The sequence below is a fragment of the Georhizobium sp. MAB10 genome (assembly GCF_045012825.1).
GTDB classification, from domain to species: domain Bacteria; phylum Pseudomonadota; class Alphaproteobacteria; order Rhizobiales; family Rhizobiaceae; genus Georhizobium; species Georhizobium profundi.
In genome coordinates this window covers 2644918-2659952 of record NZ_CP118314.1, presented here as the reverse complement: position 1 = coordinate 2659952, position 15035 = coordinate 2644918, and the positions used below count along the sequence as shown (strand labels likewise).

The 15035-nt window shown below is 62.8% G+C and carries 13 protein-coding genes; 3 read left to right on the top strand and 10 right to left on the bottom strand.

The annotated features are described in order from the left end of the window. Positions 1-5: 5 nt before the first annotated feature. Positions 6-575, bottom strand: a complete 570-nt coding sequence (locus PU133_RS12625) for a hypothetical protein (RefSeq protein ID WP_404861987.1) — start codon at positions 573-575, stop codon at positions 6-8. A 192-nt stretch (positions 576-767) separates the two neighbouring features. Here PU133_RS12625 and PU133_RS12620 point away from each other — a divergent pair, with 192 nt between their 5' ends. Continuing rightward, entirely contained in the window at positions 768-1265 is a 498-nt protein-coding gene (locus PU133_RS12620) for a DUF4168 domain-containing protein (RefSeq protein WP_126010480.1), read from the top strand. Between the two features lie 92 nt (positions 1266-1357). Here PU133_RS12620 and PU133_RS12615 read toward each other — a convergent pair whose 3' ends face one another. From PU133_RS12615 to gltX, 3 genes are all read right to left on the bottom strand, one after another. Then, positions 1358-1993: a MarC family protein gene (locus PU133_RS12615; RefSeq protein WP_126010479.1), complete on the bottom strand. Its 636-nt coding sequence runs from the start codon at positions 1991-1993 to the stop codon at positions 1358-1360. Positions 1994-2071: 78 nt separating this feature from the next. After that, positions 2072-3361: a citrate synthase gene (gene gltA, locus PU133_RS12610; protein WP_404861986.1), complete on the bottom strand. Its 1290-nt coding sequence runs from the start codon at positions 3359-3361 to the stop codon at positions 2072-2074. A 193-nt stretch (positions 3362-3554) separates the two neighbouring features. Beyond that, positions 3555-4973, bottom strand: a complete 1419-nt coding sequence (gene gltX, locus PU133_RS12605; RefSeq protein ID WP_404861985.1) for a glutamate--tRNA ligase — start codon at positions 4971-4973, stop codon at positions 3555-3557. A 307-nt stretch (positions 4974-5280) separates the two neighbouring features. Between gltX and PU133_RS12600 the strand changes: the two genes are divergently transcribed. Continuing rightward, positions 5281-7671, top strand: coding sequence for a ComEC/Rec2 family competence protein (locus PU133_RS12600; RefSeq protein ID WP_404861984.1), 2391 nt, complete (start codon positions 5281-5283; stop codon positions 7669-7671). On the opposite strand, the gene lexA is transcribed toward PU133_RS12600, so the two are convergent. From lexA to PU133_RS12570, 6 genes are all read right to left on the bottom strand, one after another. Next, a complete protein-coding gene (gene lexA / locus PU133_RS12595) occupies positions 7665-8396 on the bottom strand; it encodes a transcriptional repressor LexA (protein ID WP_126010475.1) in 732 nt (243 codons plus the stop codon). The genes PU133_RS12600 and lexA overlap by 7 nt on opposite strands. Before the next feature lie 98 nt (positions 8397-8494). After that, positions 8495-9712 carry a gephyrin-like molybdotransferase Glp gene (glp, locus tag PU133_RS12590; protein ID WP_404861983.1) on the bottom strand — a complete coding sequence of 406 codons (1218 nt, stop codon included), beginning with the start codon at positions 9710-9712 and terminating at the stop codon, positions 8495-8497. A gap of 2 nt (positions 9713-9714) precedes the next feature. Then, positions 9715-10218, bottom strand: a complete 504-nt coding sequence (gene moaC / locus PU133_RS12585) for a cyclic pyranopterin monophosphate synthase MoaC (protein WP_404861982.1) — start codon at positions 10216-10218, stop codon at positions 9715-9717. Further along, entirely contained in the window at positions 10215-11039 is an 825-nt protein-coding gene (gene trpC / locus PU133_RS12580) for an indole-3-glycerol phosphate synthase TrpC (protein WP_404861981.1), read from the bottom strand. Before trpC ends, moaC begins: the two co-directional genes overlap by 4 nt. A gap of 34 nt (positions 11040-11073) precedes the next feature. Continuing rightward, positions 11074-12099, bottom strand: a complete 1026-nt coding sequence (trpD, locus tag PU133_RS12575) for an anthranilate phosphoribosyltransferase (RefSeq protein ID WP_404861980.1) — start codon at positions 12097-12099, stop codon at positions 11074-11076. A gap of 24 nt (positions 12100-12123) precedes the next feature. After that, positions 12124-14004 (bottom strand): SurA N-terminal domain-containing protein, encoded by a 1881-nt coding sequence (locus PU133_RS12570; protein ID WP_404861979.1) that lies wholly within the window; start codon positions 14002-14004, stop codon positions 12124-12126. 171 nt (positions 14005-14175) lie between these two features. Between PU133_RS12570 and tpiA the strand changes: the two genes are divergently transcribed. Beyond that, positions 14176-14940 (top strand): triose-phosphate isomerase, encoded by a 765-nt coding sequence (gene tpiA / locus PU133_RS12565; RefSeq protein ID WP_404861978.1) that lies wholly within the window; start codon positions 14176-14178, stop codon positions 14938-14940. The last annotated feature ends 95 nt before the right edge of the window (positions 14941-15035 follow it).

The window sequence follows — 15035 nt, the reverse complement described above, 5'->3', positions numbered from 1 at the left end:
CAGCGTCAGTTGCTGGCGCCGTCAACGGTCATTTCGCCGAATTCGTCGACGAAGAGTTCGAGCATGGCCGGCTCCGGCGCATCCGGAGCGTCTTTGATATAGATGAATGCAGCAAAACCCGGTGACGCGGAAACGCCGGTCGAATTCTCGGGCCGGATATCGGTGATGAACCCAGCGCGCTCCGTGATCTCGTTGACCTCGGTTGAGTCGAGAAGTTCTGGGCCGTTTTCGGTCAGCGCGATGCGTTGGAGATAGAGGCGCGAACTGTTGTCCTCGCTGCGGAGGGCCAGCGCTCGATAGTAGCCGCGCTGATCCAATTCTGCATCGGCGGGCGCTTCCGCTTCTTCGTCGTCGGTCTGCTCGGCACGCTCATTTGACTCCCAAAAGCCGCCGCTGACGACGAACAGCAGGCGAGGGGATAGTTCCTGTGCCAGATCCCCGGGCTCCTGTGCAGAAGCCGAGTACGGTCCCAAGAGTGCGAGAGAAAACGCCAGCGCCAAACAATGCATTGTTCGTTTTGAAATCACTGCGGGCATCCTTCGTAAAGCGTCCAGTTGCCCGAAGATATGCTGCAATGATGACGGTTCTCAAGTCGCACGTCGCCAGCAGCCATCAAACGTATTTCCAAAATACTGATAAATCGGGGTCGCATCTTCGCCGAGGTCTGGGCAATAATTGTTTCTCGGTTTGGCTGAACGTGACGTTCTGGGCACTATTTGTGGAAGCCAACGGGTGGTTAAGCCACCCTCCGATCAATAGATTGTTCAGTGTCGCTGTCGCTTCGCGCTTTGTGCGTGCGGCACAATTCTATCAAGTTGCTGATACGCGACGAGATGAAAGGGAACGACCTTATGATGATCAAAAAATATTCGATCATGGCGCTCGCGGCCGTGAGCTTAGCATTGCCGGCCACGGGCCTAGCCGTCGCACAAGAAGCGGCCCCAGCGCAGCCTCAGGCCGAGCAGCCCATGGCGGAGCAATATTCCGACGACACGCTTCGTTCCTTCGCCACGGCGTTCCTGCAGGTTGACGAGGTCAATCGCGAATACACCCCGCGTCTGCAGGAGGCGACGACGCCCGAGGAGCAGGAGCAGATCCAGGCGGAAGCCAGCCAGCAGATGGTGAGCATCGTCGAGGAGTCAGACGTCACGGTGCAGGAATACACGTCCATCATGCAGGCAGCGCAGGCTGATCCGGCATTGGCAGAAAAGCTTACCCAGTATATCGGCGAAGCATCGGGCGGCGCCCCGGCACCGGCGCAATAACAAGGCCGGCCTCAAACAGGTCGGGTTTCGGTCCGAGGACTTCTCCCACTCGGGTCGTCGAGCGGCTGCCGGACACGTCCGGCGGCCGTTTTTTATGATCGAAGCGGGATGTCGATCGAGCCCACCCCGTCGATCACAAACTGCACCGCCAGCGCTGCGAGAATGACGCCCAGCAGCCGTGTCAGGATCATGCGGCCCGTGGCGCCCAGAAAGCGATCCAGCCTTTCGGCGACGACCAGCGTTCCGAATAGGATCAAAATGCAGAAGAGGATCACGCCCACGAGTTCTGCGCGCTCGATCGGTCCCTGAAAAGAGCCAGAGAGCAGGATGATCGCCGAAATCGCGCCGGGTCCCGCGACGAGCGGTATCGCCAGCGGAAAGACGGCGATGTTGGAGATGTGATCCTGCGTAATGGCGCGTTCGGCAGTGGTTTCGTGACGCTCCTGCCGCTTCTCGAAAATCATTTCGAAGGCGATCCAGAAAAGAAGCAGCCCGCCGGCGATACGGAATGCCCCGAGCGTGATGCCAAGCAGCGAGAGAATGGCGGAACCGGTGACGGCGAACAGGCTGAGGAGGACTGCTGCGATGATGCAGCCACGCAGCGCGACCTGGAAGCGCTGCGCCCTGTTCATGCCGTTGGTCAGGCCAAGAAAGATCGGCGCAAGCCCCGGCGGATCGATGAGGACGATGATGGTCGCCAGCGCATTGAGGAGAAGGTCGTAATTCATCGCGCGGCTCTCACTGAAAAAGAAGGCGGCGGAAGCGCTGGATGCGCTCCCGCCGCCGATGGCTGTATCTTGAACGACTTAGTTGCGCTTGGAAACCGGCACGTATTCGCGCTGAGCCTCGCCCGTATAGAGCTGACGCGGACGACCGATGCGCTGGGACGGATCCTCGATCATCTCGTTCCACTGGGCGATCCAGCCGACCGTACGTGCCAGCGCGAAGAGCACCGTGAACATCGTGGTGGGGAAGCCGAGCGCCTTCAGCGTGATGCCCGAATAGAAGTCGATGTTCGGATAGAGCTTCTTCTCGACGAAATAGTCGTCGGTGAGCGCGATGCGCTCCAGCTCCATGGCGACGTCGAGCAGCGGATCGTCCTTAATGCCAAGCTCGCCGAGAACCTCATGCGTCGTCTTCTGCATGATCTTGGCGCGCGGATCGTAGTTCTTGTAGACGCGGTGGCCAAAGCCCATCAAACGGAACGGATCGTTCTTGTCCTTGGCGCGTGCGATGAATTCCGGAATGCGATCGACCGAGCCGATTTCGCCGAGCATGTTGAGCGCAGCTTCGTTCGCGCCGCCATGTGCGGGGCCCCAGAGGCAGGCAATGCCAGCCGCGATGCAGGCGAACGGATTTGCACCCGACGAGCCGGCGAGGCGAACCGTCGAAGTCGATGCGTTCTGCTCGTGGTCGGCATGCAGGATGAAGATGCGGTCCATGGCGCGCGACAGCACCGGATTGACCACATATTCCTCGCAGGGAACGGCAAAGCACATGCGCAGGAAGTTCGACGTGTAGTCGAGGTCGTTCTTCGGATACACGAAGGGCTGGCCGACGTGATACTTGAACGCCATCGCAGCGATCGTCGGCATCTTCGCGATCATGCGGAGGCTCGCAACCATGCGCTGGTGCGGATCGGTGATGTCGGTAGAGTCGTGGTAGAAGGCGGACAGAGCACCAACGACGCCGCACATGATGGCCATGGGATGCGCGTCGCGGCGGAAGCCGGTAAAGAAGCGCGACATCTGCTCATGGATCATCGTGTGATGGGTCACGCGATAATCGAAGTCTTCCTTTTGCGCCTTCGTCGGCAGTTCCCCGTAGAGAAGCAGGTAGCAAACTTCGAGGAAGTCGCCATGCTCGGCAAGCTGCTCGATCGGGTAACCGCGGTGCAGCAGGACACCTTCGTCGCCGTCGATATAGGTGATCTTGGATTCGCAAGAAGCGGTCGAGGTGAAGCCCGGATCGTAGGTAAAGGCGCCGGTGTGCTTGTAGAGCGCGGCGATATCGTAGACTTCAGGGCCGATCGTCCCCTTGCGGACCGGAAAATCCACTTCCTTGCCATCCACGGTCAGTTTGGCGCTTTCAGTCATGTCGAACCCTTCCCAATCTCTCCGAAACATGAGCGCATTCGTCAGAAAGGCGCCCATGGCTGGCGAATTGCTATATGATTTCGCTGCACCTGCCAAGTTGTCGACAATCGAATTGTGCAGCGCCGCAATCTGTGCTTAGGCCAGCACCGTCGATGACAATGCTCTTGTCGATCGAGCGAGACGTTTCAATCGGTTAGCCGAGCTGATCGGCAATTCGACCGAGTGACTCTTCGCGGCCCAAAACCTTCAGAACATCGAACACGCCTGGCGAAACGGCCCGCCCCGTGAGTGCAGCGCGAAGAGGCTGGGCGACCTTGCCGAGCTTGAGTCCTTCGCGCTCCGCATAGGCGCGGACGATCGGATCCAGCGACTCGATTTCCCAGGACTGAAGCGCCTGCAGCTCAGGAAGAAGACCCTCGAGAACCGGGCGACCTTCGGCGAGAATCATCGCCGCCTTCTCGTCGTTCTGCAGCGGGCGCTCGTCGAACAGGAAGCGCGCGCCATCGGCGAGCTCGACGAGAGTCTTTGCGCGCTCCTTCAGCCCCGGCATCGCCGCCAGAAGTTGGGCGCGGCGCTCGTCCGTCATGCGGTCGATGAAATAGGCGCCGCCTTCCATCTCGGGAAGGATGGCGATCAGGCTGTCGACGAGCCGCGCGTCATCGGCCTGGCGGATATAGTGCCCGTTCAAGGCTTCCAGCTTCTTGATGTCGAACCGGGCCGCACCCTTGTTGATATCGGAGACGTCGAACCACTCGATCATCTGCTCGGTCGACATGATCTCGTCATCGCCATGGCTCCAGCCGAGGCGCACGAGATAGTTGGTAAGCGCTTCGGGCAGAAAACCCATCGCGCGATAGGCTTCGGCACCGAGCGCGCCGTGGCGCTTGGAGAGCTTGGCGCCATCGGCGCCGTGGATCAGCGGAATATGGGCCATGGAGGGGATGTCCCAGCCCATTGCCGTGTAGATGATCGACTGGCGCGCGGCATTCGTCAGGTGGTCGTCGCCGCGGATGATGTCGGTCACGCCCATGTCGTGGTCGTCGACGACGACCGCAAGCATATAGGTCGGATTGCCGTCTGAGCGCAGGATGATGAAATCGTCCAGATCGGCATTGGGGAAGCGCACATCGCCCTGTACGCGGTCCTGGACCAGCGTTTCGCCATCGCGCGGCGCCTTGATGCGGATGGCGGGTTTGACGCCTTCCGGTGCTTCGGAAGCATCGCGGTCGCGCCAGCGCCCGTCGTAGCGCGGCGGCTTGCCGGCGGCCCTCTGCGCCTCGCGCATCGCATCCAGTTCTTCAGCTGAGGCATAGCAGTAATAGGCCTCGCCACGCTTCACCAGTTCCTCGGCGATTTCGCGGTGGCGCTCGGCACGTTCGAATTGCGAGATCGGCTCGCCGTCCCAGGAGAGCCCCAGCCAGCTCAGCCCATCCAGAATGGCGTCGACGGCAGCATCGGTCGAGCGTGCGCGATCGGTATCTTCGATGCGCAGCAGCATCTTGCCGCCCCGGTTCTGGGCATAGAGCCAGTTGAACAGCGCCGTGCGCGCACCGCCGATGTGGAGGTATCCAGTGGGCGAAGGCGCGAAGCGGGTGACAATCCCTTCGGACATGATCTTGAACCTGTGAGTGATGCTGGTTGAGCAACGATCGGGCCGTTAGAGGCCGCATCGTCCTGTTGGCGGTGATCTAACACACGAGGGCGACAGCGCAAGGCTTGCGGTGTATACTGGGACCGGGCGAGGGGGCCCGACCAGGATGGCGCATGCCGATGCTGAACGCGAGCCAGTGAATGGCTCCGCTTGCGAGCGGACTGCGTTTACGTTCGACCCCGCCGATCCTCATGCCGATCATGATCCGAACAAAGATCCTCGCCTGATCCCGACCGCGTATCGATCGTGGCGCCGACGCTGGTCGCATTTGAGTGTCAGGCAGGCACTTGATGAGGAGCGAGGCCACGGCGCGCTGTTTCTCTGGGCCTCCGCCTTCTTCGCGACAGGTGCCGCGCTCTGGCGCATTCTGCCAAGCGATCCGCCGTTTGTTGCAACGCTTGGGCTCACCATCGCTGTGGGATTGGCCGCGGCACTCACGGCCAGCCGGCTGCGAAACCTGCTCGCCGCGCTGTGCATGATCCTGGCGGGGTTGGCCTCCGCAGCAGCGGAGGCGGATCGCCGCGCCATCACCGTTCTGGATAGTCCCGTGGTCACCACGATCTCCGGCCGGGTGCTGTCGCGAGAAATCGATGAGGAGGGTCGCTGGCGTTACCTCGTCGAAGTCCTGTCGACGCATGACCCGACGCTGCGCCGGCCGCCCGAACGCGTCCGACTTCTGGCGCGCAGCGACCATCCCGATATAGAGATTGGTGCATCGATCATCGGCTTGGCGCGACTTGCGCCACCGTCCGGTCCCGCGATGCCCGGCACGTTCGATTTTGCCTTCAACTCCTATTTCACCGGCATCGGCGCTTTCGGGTTTTTCTACGGCCCGCCCGGAATCATGCCCGGTGCTCAGGTCGAAGAAGGTTACGCCAACCGGATCGCCCGATGGACGACTGAACTCCGCGAAACGATCGCGTTTCGGATCAAGGAGGTGATTCCGGGTGACGCGGGTGCCGTTGCAGCCGCCATGACGGTGTCCGACCGTCGCTCGATCTCCGAGGAGACCAACGAAGCCTTTCGCATCACGGGGCTTGCCCACATCCTGTCCATTTCCGGCCTGCATATGTCGCTGGCCGCAGCACTAATGTTCACCGGGCTGCGGCTCGGCTTCGCGCTCGTGCCAGGCGTCGCCCAGGCCTGGCCGGTGAAGAAATTCGCTGCGCTCGGCGCCATCGGCACCTCCACCTTCTACCTGCTGATCTCCGGCGCCGTCATCTCCGCACAGCGCGCCTGGATCATGGTGGTCGTCATGCTGATCGCGGTGTTGCTCGACCGGGCTGCGCTGACCATGCGCAATGTCGCGATCGCCGCATTTCTCATTCTCCTCGTCACGCCATCAGCGGTGACATCGCCCGGTTTCCAGATGTCTTTTGCAGCAACCGCTGCCCTCATTGCCGCCTATGGCGGCTGGGCAGCGCGCAACAGGATCAAGACGCCGGATTTCACGACCTCAAAGCCCGGCTTCGTCTGGCGCTGGACATTGCTGATCCTCGGGTTGGCCGTGACGTCGCTGATTGCCGGCGCGGCGACGGGGATCTTCTCGGCGCATCATTTCCACCGCATGTCGAGCTACGGAATGATCGCCAACGTGGTTGCGATGCCCGTCATTTCGGTCATCGTCATGCCCTTCGGCACGCTTGCGCTGCTGACGATGCCATTCGGCCTCGACGCGATTTTCCTCACGATCATGGGGCTGGGGTTGGAGGCGGTCATCGCCATCGGCCATCATGTTGCAGCCTATGGCGATGGTTTCGCCACGGGGAAGATCCCCGGAGCCGTTACGGCGCTTCTGTCGCTTGCGCTGCTCATCCTGGTTTTTACGCGAACCTGGCTGCGAGGTGCCGCTTTGATACCCGCGCTGGCCGCTGCCCTCATTATGGCGGCCGAACTGCGCGCCGATCGACCCTTGCTGCTGATTGCCGAGGACGCTCGGCTGGCCGCGATCCTGCGCGAGGACGGCCTGGCAACCAACCGAGCGCGTCCGAGCAGCTTCATCTTCGATCAATGGGCAACGGCAACCCGGCTTGCGACCCATGTCCCGCCAATCGTCGCTGTCGACGACCAAGCCCAACTGTTGTTAGACGAGATGACTTCCGATCCGGACGAAGCTGAAGCCGAGATCGACCCTGCCATTGCCTATGGGATGATGCGCCAGGCAGTCCGCGAATTGGATGACGGGCAAATGATCGGCGTGTTCCAATGCCGCCGAGGCGCGTTTTGCGTCGCACGGCTGGAAAACGGCACAATGGTCGCGTGGCTGGAGGAGCCGGCCTATGTCGGTCCCGCATGCGACATGACCGATATCGCCATCATTCCGATACCGCTGTCGATGCGCCAATGCCGCTCCGGCGCGAAGCTCTTCACCGCCCGTACACTGCGTGAAACCGGCGCGATCGCCGTCTACGCGGCGTCGACGGGAGAAGGCTTCGCGGCGAACGAGGCGCGAGCGGCGGGCACGGGGTCGGGTACACAATTCGACCCGCAGCCGACGTTCCGCTTCGAGCAGTCTGCCGGCCGAATGCGCGCCTGGACGCGGCACCGCTATTATGACTGGAGAACGGGCAGTTTTACCGAGCCTGGCGGGGATGACGCCTCTTCCGTCAACACACACATGAGCGAAGACAGAAGAGCTGCCGACAGCATCGATCAGTGATAGCGCCGGATGAGCCCGACGAGCTTGCCCTGGATCTTGACGCGATCCGGTCCGAAAATCCGCGTTTCGTAGGCCGGGTTGGCGGCCTCGAGCGCGACCGACGCACCTTTGCGACGGAAACGCTTCAACGTCGCTTCCTCGTCGTCGACCAGAGCCACGACGATGTCGCCTGGATTGGCCGTCGACGAATTCTTGATGATGACCGTGTCGCCGTCAAAGATGCCGGCTTCGATCATCGAGTCGCCCTTGACCTCGAGCGCGTAGTGCTCGCCGCCGCCCAGCATATCCGGCGGCACGGCAATCGAATGGGTATTGTTCTGGATGGCGGAGATCGGCACACCCGCCGCGATGCGGCCCATGACGGGCACGCTGATGGCGCGATTGTCGTTGTCGCGCGGCATCTCGCTCTGGCGGCGCTCGGCTGCGATCTCGGGCTTCGGCGTCTTGCCAAGCGATCCTTCGATGACACTCGGCGAAAAGCCGCGACGCTGAGGCACTGCCGCGTTGTAGCTATCCGGCAGCTTGATGACTTCCAGCGCACGCGCACGGTTTGGCAGACGGCGAATGAAGCCACGTTCCTCTAGCGCGATGATGAGGCGGTGGATCCCCGATTTGGACGCGAGATCGAGGGCTTCTTTCATCTCGTCGAAGGATGGCGGCACGCCGCTTTCCTTCAGGCGCTCATGGATGAAAAGAAGCAGTTCCTGCTGCTTACGCGTCAACATCGGCTGCTTAGGCCCCCGCTTGATCGGATGGAAACAAATGTGGAACACACTCTATCTGTTCCTTTTGTGTTCCGCAAGTCCAACAGGGAAACCGACGGCTAGATTCGTCGCAGCAGGATTGCCCGCACAGTGTCTCCTGCCTTGGCCGCGGGAGCAAATGGTGGCCGGACGACGAGGCCGTCTGCCTCGGCGAACACGCGCATCATGGAGGAATCCTGCTTGGTGGCCGGCCTGACGACCAACGTTCCATCCGCCCGTCGGCTCATCGCCGCGCGCAGATAATCCTGGCGCACGTCGTTTTCGGCCAGGTCTACGTCGAGGATTGCGTCGACCGCCTGCACATGATGGGTGCGGCCGACGAGCTTTGCGATCAGAGGCGTCAGGAAGACGTGCGAGCAGACAAGGCTCGAGACAGGGTTGCCCGGAAGCCCGAGAACATGCATCGGGCCGATGCGGCCGCTCATCAGCGGCTTGCCCGGCCGCATTGCGATCTTCCAGAAGGCAAGCTCGAGACCGCGCGATTCCAGCACTTTGCGAACCAGGTCGTGATCACCAACCGAGGCGCCGCCAAGCGTCACCAAAATATCGGCGCCGGCCGCCTGGGCGGAGTCGATCGATCGGTTCAGGCCATCCAGCGTATCGGCAGCAATGCCGAGGTCGATCGGTTCGCCGCCCGCTTCCCTGACGATGGCGGCGACGCCAAAACTGTTCGACGCGATGATCTGATCGTCGCGTGGATCGGCACCCGGCGGCACGAGCTCGTCGCCGGTCGCCAGAATGGCGACGCGCGGGCGCCGATGCACGGGCAGGGCGGGGAGGTTCATGGCTGCTGCCAGCGTCAGCCGGCCTGCATCGAGCATCGCGCCCTTGGCGATCACCGTCTCGCCACGATGGAAGTCGAGACCTGCACGCCGCACGAACCGCCCGACCTGCACCGGCTCGATCACCTCGATCATGGTCTTTTCGAGTGGCCGTGCGTTTTCCTGGATGAGAATCGCATCCGCGCCTTCCGGAACCGGCGCGCCGGTGAAGATACGGACGGTCTCGCCGCGTCCGATGGCGCCCGTGAACCCGTGCCCGGCTGCCGATTCGCCGATAACCCGCAGCGTCGCACCCGGCTCTGCCGTATCCGCCGCAATGACGGCGTATCCATCCATGGCCGAGGCAGGAAAAGGCGGCTGGTCGCGCATGGCGATCAGAGGCTCGGCGACGATCCGACCCCATGCTTCATGGAGCGGAACGTGTTCGATATCGGCAATCGTTCGGGCGTCGGCGAGAATCAGTTCGAGTGCATCGTCGACGGGAAGCAGCGCCATGATCAGCGGGCCCCGCCGCTGCCCGGATGGTTCCAGTCGCCCGACTTGCCGCCGGTCTTGGAGAGCAGCCGGACCCCGGTGATTTCCATCGCCTTGTCAACGGCTTTTGCCATGTCGTAGAGGGTGAGGCAGGCGACCGAAACCGCCGTCAGTGCTTCCATCTCGACCCCTGTTTGGCCCTTGAGGCGCGCCATGGCCTCGACGCGCAGGCCGGGCAGGGTGTCGACCGCCTCGACGGTGACCGCAACCTTGGTCAGCATCAGCGGATGGCAAAGCGGAATGAGGTCGGCCGTCCGCTTCGCGGCCATGATACCGGCGATGCGCGCCGTGGCGATCACGTCGCCTTTTGCTGCGCCGCCCGACTGGATGAGCGCGAGCGTTTCCGGAGCCATCTTCACGAAGCCTTCGGCAATCGCGACGCGCTCGGTCTCTGCCTTGCCGCCGACATCCACCATCGTGGCGCGACCCTGGTCGTCGAGATGCGTAAGTCGCGCTTCGTCGCTCATCGCGCTGCTGCCTGATGCTTGCCCGTGAGCAGCTTGCCTGTAAGCAGCGTCTCCGTCGCGCTGGTGACATCGTCGATGCGCATCAGGCTTTCACCGACAAGGAACGTGCCGATGCCGGCGCGCTCGAGCCGCAGGCAATCCCCATGGGTGAAGATGCCGCTTTCGCCGACGAGGTGGCGGCCAGCGGCCATGGGTGCAAGACGCTCGCTGTTATCCAGCGACACCTCGAAGGTGCGCAGATTCCGATTGTTGACGCCGATGAGCGAGGAACTCAGCGAAAGCGCGCGCTCCATTTCCGCCTCGTCATGCACTTCGACCAGCACGTCCATCCCGAGATCGACCGCCGTATCGTGAAGCTCCAGCGCCATCGCATCATCGAGGCAGGCCATGATGACGAGGATGGCATCGGCGCCCATCGCGCGGGCTTCGTACACCTGGTACGGATCGAACAGAAAATCCTTGCGGATGACTGGCAGCGTGGTCGCAGAACGTGCGGCGACAAGAAATTCCGGTGCACCCATGAATGAGGGCGTGTCGGTCAGAATCGAAAGGCAAGCGGCGCCGCCTGCCTCATAGGCGCGCGCCAGTGCCGGCGGGTCGAAATCTGCACGAATGAGCCCCTTGGACGGGCTGGCCTTCTTGATCTCGGCGATCAGAGCGAAATCCCCACGGGCACGTTTGGCCTCGATCGCGGCCAGGAACCCGCGCGGCGCGTCTGCATCCGAAGCCGCTGCCTTCACCTCCGCGAGCGGCCGAGCGGCCTTGGCGGCGGCGATCTCCTCGCGCTTATAAGCTTCGATGCGGGTCAAAATATCGCTCAACGCCCCAAATCCTTCGTATCAAGCCGGTTCGTCATCATGCCGCGGCCGCGTGGCGCTGCGAGACCGCCACGAGGCGCTCCAGCACCGCAAGTGCCGCACCGTCGTCGATCGATTTCGCCGCAAGCTCCAGTCCTTCCGCCACCGTTTCGGCGCGGCCGGCCACCACCAGAGAGGCGCCGGCATTCAGAAGCGCAATCTCGCGATAGGCATCTTTCGATCCGCGCAGCACCGCCTGCAAGGCCTTGGCATTGTGTGCGCCGTCAGCGCCCTTCAGCGCGTCGATAGTCACGCGCTTCAGACCAAGCTCTTCAGGCTCGATCGAGAAACGCCGGATCGAACCGTTCTCGAGCGCAACGATATCCGTCAGACCGGTCGTCGTCATCTCGTCGAGACCGGCGCCATGAACGACCCAGACGCGCTCCGAGCCGAGATCCTTCAGCACCTCGGCAAGCGGCTCCAGCCATTCCGGGGCGAAGACGCCGAGCAACTGCCGCTTGGCGCCAGCGGGATTGGAGAGCGGGCCGAGCAGATTGAAGATCGTGCGGGTTCCGAGTTCCACGCGCGTCGGGCCCACATGGCGCATCGCTGCATGGTGGGCAGGGGCGAACATGAAGCCGATACCGGCTTCCTCGATACAGGCAGCAATGGCCGGCGCCTTGAGATCGATCGCTACGCCAAGCGCCATCAGCGCGTCCGCAGCGCCGGATTTCGACGAAAGGGCGCGGTTGCCGTGCTTGGCGACGGGAACTCCACATCCCGCGACGATGAAGGCCGCGCAGGTGGAGACATTGTAGGTGCCGGTGCCGTCTCCCCCGGTGCCGACGATATCGATCGCATCGGCCGGCGCCTCGACGGTCACCATCTTGCTGCGCATGGTCGTCACGGCGCCGACGATCTCGTCCACCGTTTCGCCGCGCACTCTGAGTGCCATCAGGAAACCACCGATCTGGCTCGGCGTGGCATCGCCCGACATCATGATGTCGAACGCGGCCTTTGCGTCGTCGCGCGAGAGCGAGACACCGGACGCAGCCTTGGCGAGGTAGCTCTTCATGTCTGCCATTACGGCACCCCCGATGTCGCGCCTTTAGAAACCGAGCGCCTGCGTGCCGAGCTGCTGGTTGATCCGCACCGGATATTCCGCCTGCAGGCGGGTCACGAGCTGATCGAGCAGGTCATCGCCGCCGCTGCGGGCAATGGCGGTCCGTTCCTGCTCGGAGATCGCGTTCGATGCGGAGATCGCCACTTCGTTGACGCGCATGACGATTTCGCCGGCGCCATTCGCGGCCGGCGCGGTTGCCACGTGCCCACCGGGGCCCGCAAAGGCTGCCGCGATTGCCTCCGGCCCGAAGGTGGCATTTTCGCTATCGCGCTGCAGATTGTATTCGGTGCGCACAGTCGCGCCGAGTTCCGTCGCTATCTCGGCAAGAGGCGTGCCGTCGGCTGCGGAAGCGCGCAGTTCTTCGGCGCGTGCAGCAAGCGCTGCGGCGCGCTGATCGGCTTGCCAGTCGGCGACCACGTCGTCTCGCACTTCGTCCAGCGTGCGGTCGCGGGCCTCTTCGACGTCCAGGACCTCGAAGAACAAATAGCCGTCGGAGCCGAGATTGATCGGCTGTGTCTCGATACCGATGTCGGTATCGAAGGCCTGAGCCAGAAGATCGCGCGACTGTGGCAGGTCGCTTAGCACATCGCCTTCGGGCGTGCGACCCGAGCGGTCGACCGCTTCGATCACAACCGGTGTCAGCTGTTGCTCGCGCGCGGCATCCTGCACCGACAGGCCGCCGGCGCGGGCGTCTTCATAGGCGTTGAAGACATCGAACAGCGTCTGCGCCGCTTCCGCCATGGCGAGATCCTCGCGGATCTGCGCTTCGACGTCTTCGAATGCCGTCTCCTCGCCACCCTCGATCGCGGCAACGCGCATAATGACCGGGCCAAAGGGACCGTCCACGACGTCGGTAACACCACCCGCTTCGTCCACGGCGAATGCCGCTTCCGCCAGCGCCTCGTTCGTCATCTGGTTCCGCGCGAACGTGCCGATGCGCACATCGGCGGCAGTGCGGCCGGCTTCGGCGACCACGTCATCGAATGAAGTCCCTTCTGCCAAGGACGTGGCTGCGGCTTCCGCAGCCTCGCGGTTCGGGAAGACGAGCTGATCCAGCGTGCGCCGCTCAACGCTCGTGTAGCGGTCGGCATTGTTGTCGAATTCGGCACGGACCACTTCGGCATCGATGCCGTCCGGGTCGGCGATGTCGCTCGCCGTCAGCGTCACATAGGCGATGCTGCGATATTCCGGCGCGGTAAACCGGCTGCCATTGTCTTCGAAATAGGCGGCAAGCTCTTCATCCGACGGTTCACCGATCGGATCGATCATGCTCTCGTCGACGATCAGGTAATCGACGGTACGAGTCTCGGCGCGATGGCGGCCGAAGGCGTCGAGCAATGTATCGGGCAGTTCGAAACCATCCGCCAGGGCTTCAACGACCTGCGTGCGGACGGCGACCTGCTGGCGATTGCGAATGTAGTCGTCCTCGCTCATGCCGACATTGCGCAGTACGGCGGCAAAGTTCTGGCGGCTGAACTGGCCATTGATGCCTTGAAAAGCCGGATCCGCCGCGATGAGACCAGCCAGTCGGTCCTCCGAAAGCCCGAGCTGCATGTTGCGCGCTTGCTCGTCCAGCGCTGCGCCGGCGACCAGCTGAGAATAGACCTGATTCTCGATGCCGAAGGCGCGTGCTTGTTCCGTCGTGATGCGGGTGCCGAACTGCTGCGACAGCAGGGAGAGCTGGCGATCATAGGCAAGCCGGAATTCAAGCGCCGACACTTCGGTCTCGCCGACCGAAACGACCGTGTCGCCACCGCCCGAAAACATCGATCCGCTGACGCCCCAGACCGCGAAGGACGCGACGAGCAGGAAGAACAGGCCTTTGGCGACCCAGGTCTGGGCGCCCCTTCGCAGCATTGTCAGCATGTCTTACCCGTTCGTCCTCTTGCTTTCACGCGGATGCGCGCTGTTCTAACCGCGTTGATGCGGCACGTAAATGCCGGATCGTGGGCACTTCTGCCCATGCGTTCGTTTGATTTTCGAGGCCAGTCTGGTAGCTACGTCCACCGATAAAGTTGAAGAGGGCGGACGCGCACAATGACACCCGGCATCAGGCCACTCGTGGCCGGCAATTGGAAGATGAACGGTCTTCGCGACAATCTCGGCGAGCTGAAGGCGATCATCGACGGCGTGGACACCCCTTCGCTGGAGATGATCGATACCCTCATCTGCCCGCCGGCGACGCTTGTCTACGTGGCCACTGCGCTTGCCGAAGACAGCGAACTTGCCATTGGCGCGCAGGATTGCCACTGGAATGCTGCCGGTGCGCACACCGGCGACATCTCCGCCGAAATGATTGCCGATTGCCTGGCGACGCATGTGATCGTCGGCCATTCGGAACGCCGTGCGGACCACGGCGAGGACGACGCAACGGTGGCGCGTAAGGCAGAAGCCGCCTGGGACGCCGGCCTCGTGGCCATCATTTGCATCGGTGAGACGGAAGCGGAGCGGAAGTCGGGCGAGACGCTGGCCGTGCTTGGCCGTCAACTGGTCGGTTCGGTGCCGGATGGGGCCGAGGCGGAGATGACGATCATCGCCTATGAGCCCGTCTGGGCCATTGGAACCGGGCTGACGCCGACGGCCGTCGATGTGGCGGAGGCGCACGCGTTCATTCGTGAGACGCTTGTCGGCCGCTTCGACGACGAGGGCGCCGCGATGCGCATTCTCTATGGCGGCTCAGTCAAACCATCGAACGCGCGTGAACTGATGGCCGTTCACAATGTCGATGGCGCGCTGGTCGGCGGCGCGAGCTTGAAAGCCGATGATTTCCTCGCCATCTGTGCCGCGTACAACGATATCTGACCGCGCATCATTGCGATGCGCTCGAAATGATGGCTTCGGGGTTGGAAATGCAGCAGCTCTCGTGTAGAGGGGCCGCTGATTTTCCGACCATTGCC